The following is a 23,086-nucleotide window of genomic DNA, read 5'->3' as shown; positions in this document are numbered from 1 at the left end:
TTTATCTTGTTATATTGGATTTTAATTTATAAAATTATATTATTTAATTAAATCAATAGGTTTGTTAAATCTTTAAAAGATTACTTATTAAAAGTCATAAATTTATTAAAAGTATCATATTTATACGAGCAATCTATTTATTCATCGTAGTCTTTATTTGCTATAGAATTTTAATTTGTTGCGCAATAATGATAACTATTTATGAAAGAACAAACTTTAACAATAAACCCCAGTTAAATAACTGAGGTTTATTTGATTAGATTAATCAAATTTCAAATGGTCAAAAATATACACTAATACAGCAAGTGCGAATTTGCCTATAAGATAAACAGCAATACACACTAATCCTATTAGGATAATAAACGCCAAAGTATTTGCAAGCTTATCTACGAATTTAATTTGAGTCCGTAGATGATCATTAGAATTTGAACTAATTTCATTTTTGATTTGATCAAATATTTCAGGATATAAATTAACGTAACCCACTCCACATAAGAGATAGACATACCACTTACGTTTCTCTAGATCAGGATAATCATCAATCAGTTTATCAAAATGCTTTAAACTTAATTCAAGTTCGCTAGTTCCTGCCATTCGTTCGCCGTTTCGCATTGGTAGTAATGTAACAATTGAACGATCAAGATCCATCAATATTGCTATTGATACTCCGTTTTCACTGTTTTCGAATAAGAATCCGATAATTTTATTATATGACATAATGTAAAAATATTGATTAATTAACTAATTAATTATGTGAATTACTTCACCAGTAGGTAGCTATTAACTCAACATTGTGAGTTAGGCTAACCTGTTTCTATATTAAACCGATAATCGTTAAATTTCAATATTTTTTCCATAATGTATTTTACTTAATTCTACAGTAATAATTTTTTATCTCTTTAGTTAGTTTATTAAACTATATTGAATCAATTTAGCTTTTTATCAAAACACCATCAGTGTTAATATTAACTGTATTACCCAGTTATCATCTCAATTGATTTTAATTAGTCATAGTTATTCAGCTAATCAAATAACTTTTTTATTGAAAGAGGAGTGAAGTGAATTGCGTAAAATTTGTAGATAATTTTATTTTTTATATCTAGGTAACTTTGGGTTAATTAGATGCAATATGATTGATAATTTTGATAATTTCAAGACAATGAACACTTATATCATTCAATAAAAACCCCAGTTAAATCAATAACTGGGGGGTAAAATAAATTAAAAATTTAATTTATTTTTTGGATTGAGACCATGTTTGATGTAAATCACGAATCTTATTTAAATCTAATTTCATCAACTTCAATGCAATATGAAACTTTGTATAAGAATCAAAATAATCTTTGAAATTATCAGAATAACTACTTTCACTTATAAAAGTTTCAGTTTCACTAACAATGATATCTTCATCAAAGCGAAGAACCAATGAGTATTCTAAGTCAGGGAAATAACTATAAACTAAGATTTCACATCCTTTTACCTCTTCACTAGAAAAACAACCGTACTCAGGTTTTCCTCTAGGCATACGTCTAAATCTTTTTTTCATGATTTAATTATTTTTTAGTTAATAAAATTTTTAAATTCATTAAGGCATAGGTAAATTATACTTTTGTAGTAAATTAATTTTAAAAATTAATTCTAGATTAGATTATATAGATAATCGGATTAAGTCAATTACATTCCTAAAAGTGATTAATTGTGAAAGTCTATAATATTGATATCTGAATTCATAATATTTTGCTCTCTATTAATAAGGAAGTTGTGAGTTTCATAAACTTTTAAATAATTCTTTAGTTTTAAATCAAGATGACTCTGGATTGATTAAATGCTTTATAATTGATTATTTTAACTATTTCATGACGATTTTCGTTTATATCATGCAATAAAAACCCCAGTTAGATCAATAACTGAGGGGTAAAATAAATTAAAAATTTAATTTTTGAGAACAGAAGAAAGTTTTATAAGAAAGAGTATCATGCGTGCATTGATATTACACAATCCCACAGCGTTAACAAACAAGGTTTCAAGAGTAAAATCACCCGCTAGATTGTCAATAAAGACTTGTTCACTTATCGTAGTTTCTGTTGATTTAACTGTTTTTCCATCAATACGAAGTACCAATAAGAACTTCTTAATTTCTTCAATTCGATAAACGAAGATGTCAATTCTTTCTTTCAAATTTGGACAGGAAATATAACCTAATTCGGTTAATTTCTTGCCGTCACTTCTTTTTTTCATGAGTTTAATATTAAAATTTAACAATAATTTAAATTCATTAAGGTATAGATAAATTATACTTTTGTAGCAAATTAATTTTAAAAGTTAATTCTATTCTATACTATATAGATTATCAAATTAGGTCAATAACACTTATAAAAGTTATTAGTTAATAAAGCCTATAATATTGAGATTTGAATTTATAATATTTTGCTCTCTATTAATAAGGGAGTTGTGAGTTTCATAAACTTTTAAATAATTCTTCAGTTTTAAATCAAGATAGCTATGGATTGATGAGATATTTTATAATAGACTATTTAAATTATTCCATGACGACTTTTACTTAAGTCAAGCAATAAAAACCCCAGTTAGATCGACAACTGGGGGGTGAATTAAATTAAAATTAAAATTTAATTTTTAAACATAATATAACTTTTTAAGAAAGACTATTATGCATGTAAAGACATTACACAACTTCACTGTTTCATCAAACAATTCAAGACCTGAAATACCAGATAAATGGTCATTAAAGACTTGTTGACTTATTATCGTTACTGTTGCTTTAATGGGATTTCCATTAATACGAAGTACCAATAAGTACATCTCAGTTTCTTCGATTTCATAAATGAAGATGTCAATTCTTTCTGGCAAATTTAGACAAGGAATATATCCGAATTCGATTAATTTCTTGTCGTTGTTTGTTTTTTGATTCATAAATTTGTAATTAAAATTAATTATTAATTTAAATTCATTAAGGTATAGGTAAATTATACTTTTGTAGTAAATTAATTTTTTTAAAATTAATTCTATTTAATATTATATAGATAATCGACTTAAATCAATAAAAAGATTAAAAATTATGAATTGAATAAGTCTATAATATTGTTAGTCCAATTCATAATATTATTACTTTCTATAAATATAGATATATCTTTATTAAATATCATTTTATTTGTTTATATCATTATTTACTTTTTTGAAAGGTATTTTTAGGGATCGTTACTAACTACTTTCGATGGGTATATGGAATATTTTGTTTAATGTTCCTTTCTCAAACTCACCATGCTTTATATAATAAAAACCCCAGTTAGATAACTGGGGTTCTTTTGGGTCAATAAAAAGTATTAAAAATAAATTAACACGATTTAGAAGCCAAATAAACTAAGGTAGCCATCATGATAATCAGAATCATCACTAGTAATAACGTAAAAGTGATTGCTCTGAAGCCATTTTTTGTTCGCAACATTGTTCAAATTCGTGTTTGAAATTTAAATCTCTTTTTGTAGATTCTTTTATAAATTCTTATTTTTTCTTTTAAAAGTATCTATAATTAATAACATACCTCTTTTCAATCCATTAAGTAAAGACGATAAAAACGGCTTTATCCCCTTTTTTTCTGAATTTGAAGAATTGACATGTACCACAAATCTACAAAAATAGAACTGATGAAAAATATTACATGCAATATTAAGATCCTTACAAAAAATCTCTTCATAAAGCTTTTTAGGCATTTCTAAAATAAGTGAATCTTCAACAATTTCATTTCCACGCATTAAAACTATGCGATAAATAGTAAGATCTGCATTTGCAAAAATTCCTAATGACATTTCATCTTGACTATCTAGGAGCAAATAGCCTTTAAAATCATAATGTTTCATTTTTTAATTTTTTAATTGATTTAAAATGTGTGTACCACACCTGGGAGTTAAAAGAAACTCAATAGTTATATTATACCGATAACAAAAATATTTCAATTTTTCTTAACTTATAATAAGATTTTTTGATAATAACACACAAATTCTAAATACATTTTCATTTGCAAATAATAACAATTAATCATAACCTTTAATTAACATCTATTAGCATTAAAACAAACTAGATTTGAAATATTCTTAAGTTACCTTAATATTGCTTTAGATCACATATTTACTCTTTAATTTATTCTAAGTATGACCTCAACAAGACTTTTGTTTTAATAATGTAATAAAAAAACCCCAGTTAAATAACTGAGGTTTATTTAGATCAATTAATTAAATTCAAGATGATCTTAAAAAACTTTTGACAGATAAAGGAAATTCTATCTAAAAAATATGAAGCCATTTACCTAACAAATAAAACAAAGCCATAACTAAAGCAATTATCAGCATAAATTCGAAATGTAAACGATCTCCCTTACTTAGTAAATATTTCTTAGATTTTGAATCAGTCCTAGCTATTGTTCGAACAATTACACTTGGTGATAATAAATCCTTGTCCACTTTACACATGTCAAAGACATGATACAAACGTTTTGATATGTCAGGATAATCAGCTATCAGTTCATCAAAACGCGCTGAAGTTAATTCAACTTCAGTTGTACCTTCAATTTTTTCGTCATTTCGCATTGCCACTAATTTGACCATCGAACGATCTGGATTCATCAATATTGCTATCGATATTCCATTTTCACTGTTTTCGGATAGAAATCCGTTAATTTTAAACATCATAATAAGATTTTAATTAATTAAATTTTGTGAATTACCTCACCAGTAGGTAGTATTTAATTCAATACTGTGAATTAAAGCAACCTGTTTTTATACTATACCGATAATCATAAATTTCAATATTTTTTTATCCCTAATGTATTTTAATCAATTCTACTATCATCATTATTTGTTCATCGAATAGTTTATTCAATACTTAATCACATTTTAACTTGATTAATTTATCTTTCAGCCAAAACGTCATCAATGTTATTACGTTTGATGTTAGCGGGTTATCACCTCGATTTGATATTAAGTTATCAGAGGTTTTCAGTAATTAAATAGCTTTTTTATTGAAAGAGCAATGGTGTGAATTGCGTAAAATTTGTATATAAAATTCTGTTTTAAATCAAGTTTGTTTTAGATTAATTAGATACAATATGATTGGCAATTTTGATAATTTGATGTCAATGTCTACTTACATCAAACAATAAAACCCCAATCTAAATTAATAAATTGGGGTTAGATAAAATTAAACTAATTTAATTTTTTGAGTCTAGAAGATATTTCTGTATAGATGGCAATCTTAACAGAATTAGAAGGAAACAACTTAAATGTTTTAACAACCCTTGTATATCGATCATCATAATTATCGAAATTTTCTTTAAAAACTTGTTCACTTATAATAACCTTCGTTCTTTCAATGGGCTGTCTATCCTTACAAAGGATCAACGAGTATTGATTGTCTTCTTCAATTCGATTAACTGAGATTGTCACCGCTTGGAACATTGAACACGAAAGCATTCCGATTTCGCGAACTGTTCTTTTTGTACTTCTTCTTTTTCTTTTTTGCATGATTTAATTTTTTTTATTATTTAAAAATTTTAAAATCATTAAGGCATAGTTAAATTATACTTTTGTAGTCAGTTAATTTTAATAATTAACTTTTTTATATTATATTGATAATCTACTTAAGTCAATAACATCCTTAAAAATTATCAATTAAGAAAGCTCATAAAGTTGATAACGAAAATCACAATATTCCTGCTTTCTACTAAATAAATATGTCTTGATTGAACATTATTTTCAATCGGTCGAATAATCATTCACTTTTTTTGAAAAGTATTTTTTTCGATTACGCTTAACTAGTTTGGATTGATATAAGTGACATTTTGTTAAATGTTTCTCACTTGAAATCATTCATGCTTACTATAATAAAAAACCCCAGTTGAATTACCGGGGTCTGTTTAGAACAATTAAAAGATATAAGAAAAAAATAGTCCCAATAACAAAATTATCAATAAAATCCAAATAACATTAAAAGCAATAATCGAGAACCTCACTATCAATCTTTTTAATTCAGCCCTTTTTTCCATTTTTCGGATAAGCTTATTAATTTCATCGATTTCTAATGTACAACCATAAGCTTTATAAGCTTTTAATAATCGTTTGTTTTTCCGACATACAGATAAAATAAATTTCTCATACTCTTCTTTAGTATAGTCGGCAAAAATGCTTTCACCTCTTTGTTCTGATTTCGAGCCTATTATGGCTATACGATAACAAGTAGAATTTATATCTGTATAAACTGCTACTGAGATTTCACCTGTACGACTTTCATATAAGAAGCCTTTAAATAGTAAATCATTCATTTCTTAAATTTTTATTTTTGTTTAATATGTGCACCTCACATGGGAGTTAACAAAACTCAGAATTTATATTATACCGATAATTCATATAATTCAAATTATTTATTTCTCAAAAACTGTTTTATGTAGACAGTAGGCAACGCTAACGCCACTGTCAGTTATAAAAATTATGGGAATGCTAATTTTGTTTAATAAATTAAAATAGAAGATTTGATAGAATTTGCCATTTTTTGTTTTGTTTATCTTGTAATGACTATTTATATAACTTCCATAGTTTATTGATCGATACTTAATCATACCTTTATTTGGTTAATTTATCTTACTGCCAAAACGTCATTAACATTAGTGCTGGTTTTGTTAGCTAGTTTATTAGCCCGATTTGATACTAAGTTATCAGAGGTTTTCAGTAAAAAAATAACTTTTTATTGAAAAGAGCAATGGTGTGAATTGCGTAAAACTTGTAGATAATTTTTAAGTTAAGTTAGTATTGGATTAAATAATAAAATATAATTGACAATTTAAATAATTTTTGATGATATCAAGCAACAAAACCCCAGTTACATAAATAACTGGGGGGTTGAATTAAATTAAAATTTAATTCGTTGTTAAACTTCCAAACACTAATTTGTCGAATCCAACCAACTTCATCGCATTATAAAACAGGATAGAAGAATCAAAATGACTTTGAAAATTCTGCCGATAAACTTGTTCAGTTATAATCGTTTCTGTTTGTTTAATGCGCATTCCATCGACATAAACACACAATTTGAAGTACACTCCTTTTTCGGAAGTTTTACCTCGAAAAACTAGAATTTGTAAGTTTTTAAAAATTGAACCAGGAATATACCCGATTCTGAATTCATGAACATTGGTTTTGAACTTTTTTGCCATCGTTAAAAGTTTTTGAATTAAACTATGTTTTAAATTCATTAAGGCATAGGTAAATTATACTTTTGTAGTTAGTTAATTTTAAAAATTAACTGCTGATTATATTATATAGATAATCGAATTAAGTCAATATCATTTATAAAAATAACTAATTTAAGAAAGCCTGTAATATTTAAGCATAATCTTATTAGAACTATCATTCTGATTATACAATAAAAAACCCCAGTTATTAATAACTGGGGTTCATTGGATGAAATCATGAATTATAAGGACGAATATCAAATTTTGCGTGCTTATTCAATCTACAAATTTGGGCAGTTTTAGTAAAAACATATCCAGATTCGTCGTCGTCACAATTACTGGTAATTTCATTATAAGTCTCTTCGCTAATTGAGACTTGCGTTCCAGGAATTGGTAAACCATAATACTCAGCTAATAATCCATAACACTCACAATTAGTCTCAGGATCTCGATAGCCTAGTACTTTGATTTCGAGACCTGACAGACATGATCCTGCGACACATCCTAGGTCTTTTAACTTAAAATTTTTAAGTTCGTTTTTCATAATAAAAATTTTTTTTAATTGCATAGTAACGCTATGTTCGTATCATTTCAAAACTAAAGAAATGACGATTTATATTATAACGATAACCTACAAAAGGTCAATACTAATCACTCACTTTAACGCATAAATTTTTTATAGTAACTTTAAACACTATTTATTGTGATTATTTAAATACTCTTTATATATAAAAGTATTTTCCCTAATTTTGCCTCTCAAAACATAAAGATTAAAATGTAAAAATCTTAAATATTATCGCAATTATGAATAGTAATTAAACCTTGTAATTTATGATGAAAAACGCCTAGACATCTATGATAAAACTGATATTCTATGCTCCTTTTTAAATACAAACTATAAATGAAGAAAGTGGAAAGAAATGAATACAACTGAAAATAAGATAATATCATTTAGTATGAACCAATTGTTATTTAAACAATTAAGATTTGTGGGAACGATGCAGCAAATTTTTGGGGTTTTAGGAATCATTAGTGGCTCTTTAACTTGTTTAGGTATTATTACAGCAATAGTAGGTGTTCCGTTAATTATAGCTGGGGTCAAACTGTTTCAATCGGGAAAAGGATTTAATCAAACAGCGACTCTTGGACGAGAAGAAGATATTATTTATGCTATTCAAAATTTACATGGTTATTGGAAATTCAATCTTATTGTTTTTATCTGTTCTATTGTAATGATGGTTATTTACTTTATATTTATCTTTTTATACATTTTTAGTGTAATGAATAATCAATATCATTAACAATGAGTTATCGTTCCTAAATTTAGGCTTTAAATATAAAAGATAACAATAAAAACCTCGTTAATTAATGAGGTTTTTATTTTTTGGGAAAAACAACTTTGGAATGAGTTTTATTCTATATCTTCGTTGTTGTCAGAAATTACATCGATAGGATCAGAAATGATTTGTTTATTCATTTCTTGTAGTGTTTTGGAACCATCAAGCGTTGAGTTTTTAATGTCAGTCACTATGCCCATTTCGTTAAAATAAATAGAATAAGTAATTTGGCTTATACCATTATGTTGTGGTTGTTGACGAAAAACATAATACCAAACGTTATCACCAAATACCGACGTTAACATAGGTGAACCCATTATAAAAATAACCTGATCTTTTGTTTGACCAACTTTCAATAAATCAATTGCATCTTGTGTTACATAATTACCTTGATTGATATCAGGTCTATATACCCAACGGTCTACCACTGAACAACCAGTTAATAATATACTAGCCACAATTGCAAGCGAGGTAAATTTACGAAACTGCATTTAACTTAATCCATATTGAAATTATAATAAAGTGTATTATCGCTGATATTTGCACTAAGTGCTAGCCAAATTAATAAATTCTTTATGCATTTTATAAAAAAAGCGTTATTCTATTTTATTAATTAATATTTATTCTGTTGATCACAAACTTAATGGGTCTCGAATACTGTTTATAAACGACAAACAAAAGGTAAAAAATGAAATTAGAAACCATAGATCAAAAAGCGAGTTATGCTATTGGATTACAAATTGGACAACAATTAAAGGAGTCAGGTTTGAATGGTCTAGATCTTGATGCATTAAAATTAGCTATGCAAGACGTTCTAGCAAATAATCAACCTGTTCTACCATTACAAGAACTGCATGATGCGCTTCGTCATATGCATGAAAAAGCCACTCAAGAGAAAGCAAAACAAGCTGAAAAAATTGCTCAAGCAGGTAAAGATTTTTTAGCAGAAAATATTAAAAAAGATGGAATTAAATCAACTGAATCCGGCTTGCAATATGAAGTCATTACCGAAGGTACAGGTTCCTTACCTAAATCAACAGACCGTGTTCAAGTTCATTATACGGGACAATTAATTGATGGTACGATTTTTGACAGTTCTGTACAACGTGGACAACCAGCTGAGTTTCCTGTTAATGGCGTTATTCAAGGTTGGGTTGAAGCTTTACAGCTAATGCCTGAAGGTTCAAAATGGAGATTGTATATTCCTCAAGAACTTGCTTATGGAGCACAAGGTGCAGGAGGCTCAATTCCATCCTACAGTACATTAATTTTTGATGTCGAATTATTGAAAGTTTTATAAATCTAATGGACGCATTTAAGCGTCCTTTTTTTATAATCTAACTATAGGCTCTAAATAACTTGCCAATAACAATAATGTTTAAAAGTTAACGACGATTAAAATAGAAATCAGCACCAATAATACCATCCTTTCCGATGTACCAAGAACAACAGATAAAATTGTTCATTTAAAGAATTACGATACATCACTTATATTACAGCATTTTAATTTTGCACGGTGTATAAGTCTTTTGTTTTCCGATATAATATTTGATAATATTTTGAAAATAGGTAAGGAAAATTTTATGTCAACTAACCTCATCCGTATCGCTATTGCTGGCGCAGGTGGAAAAATGGGACGTCAATTAATTCAATCTGTTGCACAAATCGAAGGAGTAACTTTAGGTGCGGCATTTGAAAGACAAGGTTCTTCCCTCATTGGAAGCGATGCAGGTGAACTTGCTGGAATAGGCATTTGTGGTGTCACTATTACAGATAATTTAGAACTCGCCAAAGATCAATTTGATTTGTTAATTGATTTTACCCGACCTGAAGGTACGCTTGCCCATTTGAATTTTTGTGTTGAACATAAAAAAATGATGATTATAGGAACCACTGGTTTTGATTCTACAGGCAAGCAAGCCATTACGGATGCGGCAAAAAATATCGCTATTGTTTTTGCTGCCAATTTTAGTGTAGGTGTAAATTTGGTGCTTAAATTACTTGAAAAAGCGGCAAAAATCATGGGAGATTATACGGATATTGAAATTATTGAAGCTCATCATCGTTATAAAGTCGATGCCCCATCGGGTACTGCACTTGCGATGGGTGAATCGATAGCTGAAGCTTTAAAATTCAATTTGAACGATCGTGCGATTTATTGTCGTGAAGGTCATACAGGTGAAAGACCCAAAGGAGCAATTGGTTTTTCAACTATTCGAGCGGGTGATATTGTTGGCGAACATACGGCAATTTTTGCCGATATTGGCGAACGTGTGGAAATAAGTCATAAGGCGTCTAGTCGGATGACATTTGCAAATGGCGCCGTCCGTGCTGCATTATGGCTTGCAAAACAGCCTGTCGGACTTTATGACATGCGAGACGTATTAAATTTGAATAATCTATAAATAATTGCAATGTCAGATGAATATTGGATGCAATATGCATTAACGCTTGCCAAACGTGCTGAATCCTTAGGTGAAATTCCGGTAGGAGCGGTAATTATCGATGAAAACAGTCAAGTCATTGGAGAAGGTTTTAACCAATCAATACTTACCCATAATCCAACTGCTCACGCTGAAATGCTTGCTATCGAGCAAGCTGGTAAGTGTATCAATAATTACCGTTTAATTAATACGACCCTTTTTGTCACACTTGAACCGTGTATGATGTGTGCTGGTGCCATTATACATAGTCGAATAAAACGAGTAGTATTTGGAGCAAGCGATTATAAAACAGGGGCTGCCGGCTCGTTTATTAATATTCTAGCTTATCAAGGCATTAATCACATTGCACAAGTGCAAGGTGGCGTATTAGCTGATGAGTGCAGCTTGCTACTCAGTCAATTTTTCAAAAAACGTCGCTTAGAAAAAAGAGCAGCCAAGATCGATGCTAACAAGATGATAGATAAGAACATACTATGAATAGTATAGGGTTATCAAATGTTATGCTAAGCAGATTAAAATAAGCTTTGTTATTCTTTTTATCTATGAAAATTGTTAGAATCTAATTTAAATTTTATTTTTTGAGTATTAGTAATGAAGAAACACACTTTAGAAATGATGATATCAACGGATGATATTCAAAAACGTATCAAAGAACTAGGGCAACAAATTAGTCAAGATTATAAACACAGCCAAAATGAACTTATTTTAGTCGGTCTGCTACGTGGTTCATTTATTTTTATGGCGGATTTAAGCCGTGCTATTACTGTAGGGCATGAAGTTGATTTTATGACCGCATCAAGTTATGGTAATGCCGTTGTCAGTAATCGAGATGTCAAAATATTGAAAGATTTGGATGAAGATATTCGTGATAAAGATGTGCTAATTGTTGAAGATATTATTGATACTGGTAATACGTTAAGTAAAGTCATGGCAATTTTAAAATTACGTCATCCTCGTAGTATCGAAATTTGTACGCTTTTAGATAAGCCATCACGTCGGGAAGTGGCTGTACCAGTAAAATACATTGGTTTTTCAATTCCTGATGAATTTGTCGTTGGTTATGGAATTGATTATGCTCAACATTATCGCCATTTACCTTATATCGGTCAGGTTACACTGCTAGAAGCCTAAATAAATGTTGGTCGAAAATTTAGTCATTAATAGAATAAATCTGTGATACGACTTAATTAAAAGCCCTTAGTATTAAACTGAACAAATGTTAATAAATCGTAGTTTGCATAATCATTTAAAGTTATAGTACTGCATTATAGCGCAATCAATAACCTTTTTAAAATTTCTGAAACAAAAAAGGATCGATGTCTATCAATCGATCCTATATCAAAACAGCTAAATATTTTTTTACATTTTAATAATGTTAACTTAAGGTATCTGCATAAATTAAGTAAATATACCATTAATTAGTCCCTACTTTGCTTCATTGATATTATACATTAATGAAATAGTAGAAATCTTAGTCCCACTTTAGAATAAACTAAATGCTTATAGTAATTTATAATATTTTATTTGCTTATAAAAGGTTTTTCCCAAAGATCAATGGGTTACCTTTACAATCTTAAACTTAAAATGTTAAAACTCAATATTAATAATATTAGACATTGATCCTTACAAAAGATGATATCAAAACTGATTTAGTTAGCTTATCATAGACGATGAAATATTAAATATGTTAAATTTACGTTCATGATTAGCCCAGAAATTAACAATTGATCGTTTTTTAACTTAAACTTCTTCGAGGTCTTTGTGTCACAATTTTACTTTAGGTTTTGTTTACTTTTAATGTTTACAATCATATCAACATCAAGCTATGCTGATATGAAGTTATCGATTAAAGGTTTATCGGGTGAACTTGCTGACAATGTCGATGCTCGTGTTTCATTAATTACCCCAGACAAAGTCGATAATACGCCTAATTTTAAACGGTATTTTGAAAGCGAGGTTAAAAAAGCGCTCCGAGCTTTGGGTTATTACGCTCCTGTGTTTCAATATAACACTCAAAATCCAAGAGTATTAGCGGTAACGATTTCAGCTGGTGAACCGATTAAAATTGAACAATTAAATGTGATTATTGAAGGTGAAGGCCAGCATGATAATGATTACCAACATTTACTCGAAAAAAACCTACCTAAAACGGGTGATATTTTAAATCATGGCATTTATGAGTCTTTCAAGAAAAGTTTGAAAAATCTCGCGTTAGAAAAAGGCTATTTTGATGCCAATATGACGCAACACCAATTAGCGGTGTCCATGGATCATCATCAAGCTTTTTGGAATATCGATTTTAATACCGGGCAGCGCTATAAATTCAGTCAAGTTAAATTTTCTAATACCAAAATTAGAGATGATTATCTTAAAAATATTATACCGTTTAAAGAAGGTGAACCTTATAGTGCCGAAAAACTTTCCATTCTTAATCGTCGATTAACTTCTACAAATTGGTTTAGTTCAATTGTTGTTGTTCCTGATTTTCCAAATGTTACAGCAGACAAATCACTACCAATCAATGTTGTCACCTCTCCCCGAAAAAAAAATAGCATGGATTTAGGGCTTGGATACTCAACCGACAATGGCGTATATGGCAAAATAACTTGGAATAAACCGTGGATTAACAGTCGTGGACAAAGTTTACAAAGTAATTTATCACTTTCTTCACCCGAACAATCCATTACAATGAGCTATAAGATCCCACTCAAAAAATCTCCCCTTGAACAATACTACACTGTTCAAGGTGGTTATAAAAAAATTGACAATAACGATACTAAATCACGTTCCTATACCTTTGGTGTGGTTCGATATTGGGACAATTTTGAAGGGTGGCAAAGCGCGCTAGGTTTAAATCTTTTACATGATGACTTTACGCAAGGTGACTCAAGTTTTAATACCCTTTTGTACTACCCTTCTATTAGTCTTTCACGAATTCGTAGCGATGGCAATCTTATGCCAATGTGGGGAGATTCACAACGCTATTCTGTTGAGGCAGCTACAAATTCTTTAGGATCCGATCTCAATCTTATTCGTTTTCAAACGCAACAAACTTGGATTCGATCCTTGTTTGATAGTCATCGATTTATTTTTCGGGGCAATTTCGGCATAATTCAGGCAAATAATTTTGATCGTGTTCCGCCTTCATTTCGATTCTTTGCAGGGGGTGACCGTAGTATACGAGGTTATAGTTACCAATCTATTTCGCCTAAAGATAAAAATGGTAAATTAAAAGGTGCGTCAAAGCTCATCACAGGTTCAGTTGAATACCAATTTAATTTAACAGGTGCTTGGTGGGGTGCTGTTTTTATTGATTCAGGTGAAGCAATTGATAAAGTCGATAAAACTAAATTTTATACAGGAAGTGGTATTGGTGTGCGTTGGGCTTCTCCGGTTGGACCAATAAAATTCGATTTAGCAACTCCGTTAACGCGAAGAGACTCTGGTTCAGTTCACCTATATATTGGTTTAGGATCCGAATTATAATATGGCTAAAAATCCCATTAGAGAAAAAAAATTAAAAAAAATTAAAAGAATACGAAAATGGAAAAAGCGTAGTATTGTAGTATTATCTATTTTCGTGTTTTTGGTCGTGTTTATTATCTTACTGCTTTATACCAGTTTAGGCGTTAAGTTGACCACTTATGTCTTAGGTAAAGCCCTACCCGAATTGAAAATTGAACAAGTGGAAGGGACATTAAGCGATTTACAGGTGAATGGTCTTTCATTGCAACTACCGGGTATTGATGTTCAGGTTGATAATGCATCGTTAAAATTATCTGGGTTATGTTTGCTTGAAACTAAAATCTGTATCGAACAGTTTGAATCAAAGGGTATTAAAGTAAAACTGAACACCGATCAGATTATTACTGACCCCAATAAGCCAATACCAGACAAACGGGTTATTTTGAAAACCCCATTACCAATCGAGCTGAAAACGGCACATGTATCAGATGTGAAAGTTGATATTGATGATATGCAATTTGGTCTGTCTTATTTTACGGGTAAGGCGACTTGGGTAAACGAAAAAATTTATGTATTTCCTGCTGAAGCACAGGATTTAAGTGCTATTTTTGCTGATCACCCACAAGTAAAATCAACAACAGATTCAGTTCAGAATGATTTGCCTCTAAATGAAAAGATAAATCAATTATTCAATCAGCCGTTAATCGAATCATTACCCCAAGTTACTATTCCTCTCGATATCAATGTCGGACGCTTAACGGGTAACAATTGGCTTTTACATATTGGCGGAGAAGATTATCGATTTAACAATGTGACTATTCAAACTAATATCATCGATAATCATATTATCGTTCAACAGGTGAATACAGATGCGATAACTCCTTATGCTAATGGACATGCTTTTGTTTCAGGAGATATTACATTAGGCAATGATTGGCCTATTTTGGCATTTATTCAATTAAAAACAACCAGTAATCAATTACATAGCCAATTTTCAGGTAAATTGTTAGGTGAATTGACGACAAATACGGTACTTGAAGGACTGAATTCAGCAAAAATTAATGCAAAAATCAATTTTATCGAAAAATATTTACCGGTGATGACCGACTTAAAGGGTAAACACATTCAATGGCCAATTGAAGGACAAGCGCAGTATCAAGTTAATAATTTTAATCTTTCAATAGGGGGTAACGTCCAACAGTATGACTTATCAGCTAAAGGTAAATTTAAAGGTGACGATCTGCCCGATACGTCGTTTGATGTTATAGGCAAGGGAACGAATCAATCAGCCATATTCGATCATGGAATAGTGAAACTACCACAAGGGGAAATCAATGTTTCAGGTAATTTCGACTGGCAAAAAGCCTTACACTGGGATGCAAAAGTTAAATTTACTGATGTTGATACCAGCAAAGATTTACCAAACTATCCTATACGATTAAATGGTCAACTTAAAACCAATGGTCAGTTAGAAGGTGATAAATGGCAATTGAATCTTTCCGAAATCCAATTAAAAGGTAATATTAATCACGCTGATTTTTCAACTAATGGCAGTATTCAAATTAATTCTCATCAATCAATCAGTGCGAATAATTTTGTTATGGATTGGGGAAAAAATCATATCAATATCAATGGCGCTTCAGATAAAGAAAATTTAAGTGCTAAGTTAGAGTTATCCTCTTTATCATTATTGGCTGATGACTTACAAGGTTCAATTGTCGGCACGTTGAAAATGAATGGCAGCTTTAATGAACCAAACGTGGATACCGATATCAATATTCACCAATTAAGTTTGATGAATATGTCAATATCATCAGCCCAACTTTCCGGAAAAATAGAATATAAAAAACAAATTAGTGGACATTTAAAACTCATAGGACACGATATAGAACTTCCTAATCAAAGCATAAAAAATGCCAATATTGAGCTTAAAGGTAATGAAAGTCATCATGTTTTAGATATCAATCTTACAGGAACACCAGCCTCATTTACAACATCACTCAATGGAAAATTAGATCCTGATCGAACAAAATGGACGGGGGATTTATCCCACGCTGTGTTAAATTTAGGTGATAAAAATCATTGGCAATTGGTTAAAACATTACCTTTATCTTATGATGTTACTCATCAAGTGTCCACTATAGGCACGCATTGTTGGTCAAACCAAGGGTCAAGTATTTGTTTAGATCAAGCACTATCTCCAACAGCTAACAGTAATACAAGTATCACGTTAAAAGATATTGATCTGGCAAAACTTCCTATTCCAAACGATGGTGAAACAAAACTAGCTGGCTTGATAAATGGTAAAGCTTATATAAAATTTAATGCAAATAGTGAAATGCCGAATATCAAGGCCAATATCAAAGGGAATGAAGTTTATATTCAACAGATGATCACATCCCAATCATTATCTATTCCATTTGAAATATTTACTATTAATGCTGAATTTAATCAACAACAAGCAAAGTTTGATTGGTTATTTAGCTTAAAACAATTAGGTAAAATGAGCGGTGATTTAACTATTATCGATCCCACTCAACAAAAGAAATTAAATGGAAAATTAAACATTGATCATCTTGCCTTAGCAATAATCAATCCCTTATTAGATAAAGATGATTTTGCTAAAGGCTCGATAAATGGCAACGTTAATTTTTCCGGGTCTTTAATGGATCCTTATTTAACAGGTAATATTGATTTAAAACACAGTGAAATAAAATCCAGTCAATTACCAATTGATTTGAAATCAGCAAAGGTAGATCTTAATTTCAATGGTAAATCCTCCAACTTAAAAGGAGTTTTAACCACCAAGTCTGGTAATATTGATATTAACGGTCACGCCAATTGGGATACATTTGATAAATGGCAAGCGGATCTTTCTGTCACGGGTGCAGCAATGGAAGTTACCGTACCTCCAATGGTTGTGTTAAGTATTATCCCCAATATTAGAATTGATGCGACCCAAGATGAGATAATTCTTTCCGGAAAAGTCAGTATCCCTAAAGGTAAGATTACCGTCGAATCGTTACCGGCATCCAGTGTTGATGTATCGCCTGACGAAGTTATGTTAGATAAAAATTATCAAGTAATCGAAAAACAAAAACTTGGCATAAAAATCAGTAGCCATATTGAAATTGATATTGGTGAACATGTGACTGTCGATGCTTTTGGGTTAAACGCATCACTGAAAGGCAATCTCCTTGCAGCACAAACCAACAAAGGCTTAGATCTGCATGGGCAAGTTTTGATTCCAACAGGAAGATTTCACGCTTATGGTCAAGATTTAGTTATCCGTAAAGGTATTATCACTTTTTCGGGCCCTACTGACCAAGCTAAGTTAGATATTGAAGCTATTCGTAATCCAGACTCAATTGATAACAGTAGTATTACAGCGGGTATTCGTGTAACAGGATCTTCGGAAGAGCCCAAAATTGAAATATTTTCAGATCCTGCTATGTCCCAGCAAGAAGCATTATCTTATCTAATACGAGGTCAAGGACTTGAAAGCACCGACCAAAGCGATAATGATATGATGACCGCCCTACTCGTTGGTATCGGTACGGCAAAAACAGGTAAATATATTGGTGATATTGGTAATGTCTTTGGAATAAAAAATCTTTCTTTAGACACGCAAGGAGCCGGTAATAACTCTAAAGTAGTTGTTAGTGGGTATATTTTGCCTAACTTACAACTGAAATATGGAGTAGGTATTTTTGATTCACTGGCGACATTTACTTTACGATACCGATTGATGCCAAGACTCTATTTAGAAGCAACATCTGGACTTGCACAAACGTTAGATTTTATCTACCAATTTGAATTTTAATCACTTATTAGGATAATTGAGTTAGCCTTATCAATTATTTGGTTAAGGCTATCTCATTTTTACTGCCGATTAACATTTCTCTTTTTAAGCCAAAACCTTTTTGTTTTATCACATTGAATCCAGCATTGATTAAGTTTCGCCGAACAAATCCAGCCGCACTAAAAGTTGCAAACGTTCCCTTTTGTGACGTATATTCAAAACAGCTTTTAAATAAGGATTCTGACCACATGTCAGGATTTTTAGCGGGTGAAAATCCATCAAAGAACCAAGCATCAATCAACCCATTTTGTTTAGCCAAAAATTCCGGAAAATATTGAATTTCATCATAAAGTATATCTAAACTGACCTTGTCTAAATGACAGGTGTTATCCGTTAAATAAGTATATAACTGCTTGGCTAATAGTTGAAGTTGGCGTTCATCTTCTATGGCGGCTTGATGCATCTTCATCATTTCTGTCACTGATAACGGATATTTTTCAATACTAATAAATTTAAGTTGCTGAAGTTGATGGTTGGGATATTCTTTTTTAAAAGTTAAAAACGTTTGCCAGGCTATAAGAAAACTTAACCCCGAACCAAAACCCGTTTCACCAATAATAAAAGTATCTTTATCATGTTGGATAAAACGTTGCTGTAGATGATTGCCTTCAATAAAAACATATTTTGTTTCAGCAACTGCACCTTGTGTGTTGAAATAGATATCATCAAAATAGACAGACACTGGGGCTTGATTTTCGTTCCAAATAATAGTTGATTTTTGCATGACGCCTCTTTACTCAGTTATCGTTGATCAAACTGTATATTGGCACAGTTTACGTATATAATACGCTAAATCAATTTATGAGGTAAATTATGGTTTTTCTTTTCCGCTTAATTACAGTTGTATTAATAGGTATTGTAGTTTGTGTACTGGGCGTTATATTTTGCCTATTCAATCCTCGGAATCCCAAAAACGTAGCCAGATTTGCACATTTATTTAGTTTTTTCTTTAAACCTATTTTGGGCGTTAAAGTTGATACTCGTCTCTATCCTGAGATTAGTAAAATAGGCAGTTGTGTTTATATCGCTAATCATCAAAACAACTTTGATATGGTTGTTGCCGCAGACGTTGTCCAACCGAAAACCGTGACTGTCGGAAAAAAAAGTTTAGCGTGGATTCCTTTTTTTGGGCAATTATACTATCTCACCGGTAATATTTTAATTGATCGTAATAATAAATCAAAAGCCCACGATACCATTGGACAAGTTGTTAAAGAAATTAAAACACGTGGCATATCGATTTGGATGTTTCCTGAAGGAACACGAAGTCGAGGACGTGGATTATTACCGTTTAAAACAGGTGCATTTAAAGCAGCAATTGCGGCAGGCGTCCCTATTGTGCCTATTTGCGTCTCTGATACCAATAACATTCAATTAAATCGTTTAAATAACGGTCATATGATTGTTGAAATGTTGGATCCTATTGACACCAAATCGTTACGTAAAGAAGACGCCAGAACATTAATGGAACAATGTTATCAACAAATGACTGAAAAATTAATTGAAATCAACAATGAAGTTAAGCAACTAAACAGTAAAAAATAATTAATGAATATGCAAGACCGTAATTTTGATGATATCAGTCATAAGTTTGCACAAAATATTTATGGCACAAGTAAAGGAAAAATTCGTGAAGCCATTGTCTGGCAAGAATTAGAAAATATATTAGCCACATTTCCAACAACCAAACCGTTGAAAATTCTTGATGCAGGTGGTGGACAAGGACAAATGGCTTGTCGATTGGCAAAATTAGGACATCATGTCACATTATGTGATATTTCTATGCAAATGCTAGAACTGGCACAAAAAAATGCCCAAGCAGAAAAGTTAAATATTAATTGTCATTGTTGTGCTATTCAAGATATTGATCATATCATTAATGAACAATATGATATGGTGATTTGTCATGCAGTATTAGAGTGGGTTGCCGATCCGATCAGTGTTCTTGAATCATTAAAAAAACACCTCAAACCCGAAGGTTATTTATCCTTGATGTTCTATAATTATCATGCACTTCTTTTTAAAACGGTGACACTTGGTAATTTTGGTTATACTCAATCAGGGCTTGCAAAACGTAAGAAAAAAACATTATCACCCGATTTCCCTCGAATACCAGATGATGTCTATCAATGGTTAACCACGCTAGATTTTCATATTATTAAAAAAACGGGAATTCGTCTATTTCATGATTATATGAATAATAAAGAAAAAATAAATAGTCATTTTGATCAGTTATTGGCACTTGAAAAGCAGTACTGCCAAGCAGAACCGTATCTAAGTCTTGCTCGATACATTTTAGTTACTGCAAAAAATGGTTAACACTTTTCATCATACTGATACTAAGCTTGAAATAGTTAAACTTCACTCGAAAATATTGGCTTAACTCGGTATGATAAACAGCGTAATTTAATTAATTAAGGAAAATAATGATAATCATCATAACTGATGGTATTGTCTCTATTGAAAGTAATATTGTTAATAGTCTGAATAATCAAAAAATTAAAGATGTTTTAGACGTTGATAATTTAACTGATGAGACAAAATTTGCCAATTTACTTGATTTAAATATGGCTGATTTTATTGATAAAGATGACTTTACTACGGCTATCGTTGCCGATCAGCAGTTAGACATTAAAGCAATATTTCATCACAATGTTTGTTCATCAACGATTATAAAAGGACATTAAATGAGAACACTAATTATTGGTCCTTCATGGGTTGGCGATATGATGATGTCGCAAAGTTTATATCGAACGTTAAAACAACTTCATCCTAATATTGAAATTGATGTTATGGCACCCGCATGGTGCCAAGCACTATTGAATAAAATGCCAGAAGTGAATCAAGCTATTGAGATGCCAATTGGTCATGGTAAATTCGGTTTAACCCAACGCTATCGACTCGGCAAATCACTCCGTCATAATCATTACGACCAAGCGATAATTTTACCTAATTCGTTTAAATCAGCTTTAATCCCTTTTTTTGCAAGGATTCATCAGCGAACAGGTTGGAAAGGTGAAATGCGTTATGGACTGATTAACGATCTTCGTAAACTTAATAAACAAGCCTTTCCATTAATGGTTCAACGTTATGTTGCCCTTGCCTACCCTAAGGATCAGATCCACACAGCAGAGCAAATACCACAACCCATACTTTGGCCTAAACTTGAAGTTTGTCAAACAGACATCAATGGCACGCTTAACACGTTTAAGATCAATGATAATTTGCCGTTAATTGGTTTTTGTCCTGGTGCTGAATTTGGTCCAGCAAAACGTTGGCCGGATTATCATTATGCCGCTCTTGGTGATATGCTTGTAAAGCAACATGCCAAAATTGTTATTTTTGGTTCTGATAATGATCGCCAAGTTGGCGAAAAAATTATTGAACAAATGACACAAGGCGATCAGTGTATTAATCTTGCCGGTAAAACAAAATTGGATCAAGCGGTTAATTTAATTGCGGCTTGTAAAGCAATTGTGACTAATGATTCAGGATTGATGCATGTCGCCGCAGCTTTGGATCGCCCTTTGGTTGCGCTTTATGGTCCAAGTAGTCCAGACTTTACCCCACCCCTTTCTGATAAAGCTGAAGTTATTCGCTTAATAACAGGGTATCATAAAGTCCGTAAAGGCGATTCAGAACAAGGCTATCATCAAAGTTTGATTGATATAAAACCTGAAACTGTGTTTGAAACTTTAATGAAGCTTATTGCTCGTTGTGAAAAGAGTCATTAATTATGCGTGTACTTATTGTTAAAACATCTTCAATGGGTGATGTACTTCATACTTTGCCCGCGTTAACTGATGCTGCCCGTCATTTACCTAATATGACTTTTGATTGGGTGGTTGAAGAAAATTTTGCGCAAATACCAACATGGCATTTTGCGGTAGATAAAGTGATCCCTGTGGCCATTCGGCGCTGGCGTAAAAACTGGTTCGGTAAATCTATTCGTCAAGAGCGTCACCAATTTATTCAATCACTACTTGAACGGGAATATGACTGTATTATTGATGCGCAAGGATTAATAAAAAGTGCTTTTTTTATCACACGTAAAGCAAAAGGCATTAAGCACGGTTTAGATCGTCATAGCATAAGAGAACCGATTGCCAGTTGGTTTTATGATGTTAAACATTCTGTTCCAAAATCAATGCATGCCATTGAACGAGTACGACAACTCTTTGCAAAAAGTCTTGGGTACGACCTATCGGGTGACATGGGTGACTATGCAATTTCAAACCATTTTTTGTCAGAATTACCGTCTGACCATGGACAATATTTGATATTTTTACATGCCACTACCAGATATGAAAAACATTGGACAGAAGACGCTTGGCGTCAATTAATACAATTGATAGCGCCAACCGGTTTAAAAATTAAATTACCTTGGGGAACGGCGAATGAAATGCAAAGTGCTCATCGCTTAGCACAAGGATTTAATCATGTCGAAGTGCTACCAAAATTGTCTCTTTCTCAAGTGGCGACTGAACTTGCTGGGGCTAAAGCTGTAGTTTCAGTCGATACAGGATTAAGCCATTTAACTGCGGCACTCGATCGCCCAAACATAACTTTATTTGGTCAAACCGATCCGAAATTAATAGGCGGTTATGGTAAAAATCAATTTAGTCTTGTCTCTCCAGATCAAAAAATGCAAACTATCTCAGCAACGAAGGTATATGAGCAATTAGCCCGTTTTTTGTAAAACAGGATAGAATTGAAATAACGTTATTGAAAAAGATTAAAG

General features: G+C 31.5%; 22 protein-coding genes. 12 read left to right on the top strand and 10 right to left on the bottom strand.

Annotation, left to right across the window (positions count from 1 at the left end):
* Window positions 1-261: 261 nt before the first annotated feature.
* From ACGH6P_RS01715 to ACGH6P_RS01680, 8 genes are all read right to left on the bottom strand, one after another.
* Window positions 262-594 carry a hypothetical protein gene (locus tag ACGH6P_RS01715; RefSeq protein ID WP_267350728.1) on the bottom strand — a complete coding sequence of 111 codons (333 nt, stop codon included), beginning with the start codon at window positions 592-594 and terminating at the stop codon, window positions 262-264.
* A gap of 640 nt (window positions 595-1,234) precedes the next feature.
* Window positions 1,235-1,546: a hypothetical protein gene (locus ACGH6P_RS01710; RefSeq protein WP_411596562.1), complete on the bottom strand. Its 312-nt coding sequence runs from the start codon at window positions 1,544-1,546 to the stop codon at window positions 1,235-1,237.
* 386 nt (window positions 1,547-1,932) lie between these two features.
* Window positions 1,933-2,238 (bottom strand): hypothetical protein, encoded by a 306-nt coding sequence (locus tag ACGH6P_RS01705; protein ID WP_267350724.1) that lies wholly within the window; start codon window positions 2,236-2,238, stop codon window positions 1,933-1,935.
* A gap of 1,271 nt (window positions 2,239-3,509) precedes the next feature.
* Window positions 3,510-3,875: a hypothetical protein gene (locus ACGH6P_RS01700; protein ID WP_411596561.1), complete on the bottom strand. Its 366-nt coding sequence runs from the start codon at window positions 3,873-3,875 to the stop codon at window positions 3,510-3,512.
* A 423-nt stretch (window positions 3,876-4,298) separates the two neighbouring features.
* Window positions 4,299-4,703 (bottom strand): hypothetical protein, encoded by a 405-nt coding sequence (locus ACGH6P_RS01695; protein ID WP_267350721.1) that lies wholly within the window; start codon window positions 4,701-4,703, stop codon window positions 4,299-4,301.
* Between the two features lie 1,232 nt (window positions 4,704-5,935).
* Window positions 5,936-6,331, bottom strand: a complete 396-nt coding sequence (locus ACGH6P_RS01690) for a hypothetical protein (protein ID WP_267350720.1) — start codon at window positions 6,329-6,331, stop codon at window positions 5,936-5,938.
* Window positions 6,332-6,922: 591 nt separating this feature from the next.
* Entirely contained in the window at window positions 6,923-7,219 is a 297-nt protein-coding gene (locus ACGH6P_RS01685; protein WP_411596560.1) for a hypothetical protein, read from the bottom strand.
* Between the two features lie 253 nt (window positions 7,220-7,472).
* The gene (locus ACGH6P_RS01680; protein WP_267350716.1) at window positions 7,473-7,805 is read right to left on the bottom strand and encodes a hypothetical protein; all 333 of its coding nucleotides are present in this window, start codon (window positions 7,803-7,805) and stop codon (window positions 7,473-7,475) included.
* Between the two features lie 352 nt (window positions 7,806-8,157).
* Here ACGH6P_RS01680 and ACGH6P_RS01675 point away from each other — a divergent pair, with 352 nt between their 5' ends.
* Window positions 8,158-8,538 (top strand): DUF5362 family protein, encoded by a 381-nt coding sequence (locus ACGH6P_RS01675; protein WP_411590933.1) that lies wholly within the window; start codon window positions 8,158-8,160, stop codon window positions 8,536-8,538.
* 110 nt (window positions 8,539-8,648) lie between these two features.
* On the opposite strand, the gene bamE is transcribed toward ACGH6P_RS01675, so the two are convergent.
* On the bottom strand, window positions 8,649-9,065 hold the full coding sequence (gene bamE, locus ACGH6P_RS01670) for an outer membrane protein assembly factor BamE (RefSeq protein ID WP_065559463.1): 417 nt from the start codon (window positions 9,063-9,065) through the stop codon (window positions 8,649-8,651).
* Between the two features lie 197 nt (window positions 9,066-9,262).
* Here bamE and ACGH6P_RS01665 point away from each other — a divergent pair, with 197 nt between their 5' ends.
* The 6 genes from ACGH6P_RS01665 to ACGH6P_RS01640 all read left to right on the top strand — a co-directional run bounded on the left by ACGH6P_RS01665 (window position 9,263) and on the right by ACGH6P_RS01640 (window position 18,306).
* A complete protein-coding gene (locus tag ACGH6P_RS01665) occupies window positions 9,263-9,874 on the top strand; it encodes an FKBP-type peptidyl-prolyl cis-trans isomerase (RefSeq protein WP_411596559.1) in 612 nt (203 codons plus the stop codon).
* Between the two features lie 283 nt (window positions 9,875-10,157).
* Window positions 10,158-10,979, top strand: coding sequence for a 4-hydroxy-tetrahydrodipicolinate reductase (dapB, locus tag ACGH6P_RS01660; protein WP_267350711.1), 822 nt, complete (start codon window positions 10,158-10,160; stop codon window positions 10,977-10,979).
* A gap of 9 nt (window positions 10,980-10,988) precedes the next feature.
* On the top strand, window positions 10,989-11,495 hold the full coding sequence (tadA, locus tag ACGH6P_RS01655; RefSeq protein ID WP_267359635.1) for a tRNA adenosine(34) deaminase TadA: 507 nt from the start codon (window positions 10,989-10,991) through the stop codon (window positions 11,493-11,495).
* Window positions 11,496-11,609: 114 nt separating this feature from the next.
* Window positions 11,610-12,149 (top strand): hypoxanthine phosphoribosyltransferase, encoded by a 540-nt coding sequence (gene hpt / locus ACGH6P_RS01650; RefSeq protein ID WP_267350709.1) that lies wholly within the window; start codon window positions 11,610-11,612, stop codon window positions 12,147-12,149.
* A 702-nt stretch (window positions 12,150-12,851) separates the two neighbouring features.
* On the top strand, window positions 12,852-14,504 hold the full coding sequence (locus ACGH6P_RS01645) for an autotransporter assembly complex protein TamA (RefSeq protein ID WP_411596558.1): 1,653 nt from the start codon (window positions 12,852-12,854) through the stop codon (window positions 14,502-14,504).
* Window position 14,505: 1 nt separating this feature from the next.
* Window positions 14,506-18,306 carry a translocation/assembly module TamB domain-containing protein gene (locus ACGH6P_RS01640; RefSeq protein WP_411596557.1) on the top strand — a complete coding sequence of 1,267 codons (3,801 nt, stop codon included), beginning with the start codon at window positions 14,506-14,508 and terminating at the stop codon, window positions 18,304-18,306.
* A gap of 34 nt (window positions 18,307-18,340) precedes the next feature.
* On the opposite strand, the gene mnmD is transcribed toward ACGH6P_RS01640, so the two are convergent.
* A complete protein-coding gene (gene mnmD, locus ACGH6P_RS01635) occupies window positions 18,341-19,069 on the bottom strand; it encodes a tRNA (5-methylaminomethyl-2-thiouridine)(34)-methyltransferase MnmD (protein ID WP_411596556.1) in 729 nt (242 codons plus the stop codon).
* 89 nt (window positions 19,070-19,158) lie between these two features.
* Here mnmD and ACGH6P_RS01630 point away from each other — a divergent pair, with 89 nt between their 5' ends.
* From ACGH6P_RS01630 to rfaC, 5 genes are all read left to right on the top strand, one after another.
* Complete coding sequence (locus ACGH6P_RS01630; RefSeq protein WP_267359643.1) at window positions 19,159-19,890, top strand: 1-acylglycerol-3-phosphate O-acyltransferase; 732 nt, start codon at window positions 19,159-19,161, stop codon at window positions 19,888-19,890.
* Window positions 19,891-19,899: 9 nt separating this feature from the next.
* The gene (locus ACGH6P_RS01625; RefSeq protein WP_411590936.1) at window positions 19,900-20,664 is read left to right on the top strand and encodes a methyltransferase domain-containing protein; all 765 of its coding nucleotides are present in this window, start codon (window positions 19,900-19,902) and stop codon (window positions 20,662-20,664) included.
* Between the two features lie 107 nt (window positions 20,665-20,771).
* A complete protein-coding gene (locus tag ACGH6P_RS01620; protein WP_267350701.1) occupies window positions 20,772-21,032 on the top strand; it encodes a hypothetical protein in 261 nt (86 codons plus the stop codon).
* A complete protein-coding gene (rfaF, locus tag ACGH6P_RS01615) occupies window positions 21,033-22,079 on the top strand; it encodes an ADP-heptose--LPS heptosyltransferase RfaF (RefSeq protein ID WP_411596555.1) in 1,047 nt (348 codons plus the stop codon). It begins immediately after the preceding gene.
* A gap of 2 nt (window positions 22,080-22,081) precedes the next feature.
* Window positions 22,082-23,044, top strand: coding sequence for a lipopolysaccharide heptosyltransferase RfaC (rfaC, locus tag ACGH6P_RS01610; protein WP_411596554.1), 963 nt, complete (start codon window positions 22,082-22,084; stop codon window positions 23,042-23,044).
* Window positions 23,045-23,086 lie beyond the last annotated feature (42 nt).

Source organism: Gilliamella sp. CG25, assembly GCF_046635705.1.
Taxonomy (GTDB): Bacteria; Pseudomonadota; Gammaproteobacteria; order Enterobacterales; family Orbaceae; genus Gilliamella; species Gilliamella apicola_I.
This window is presented reverse-complemented; position numbering and strand designations above follow the sequence as displayed.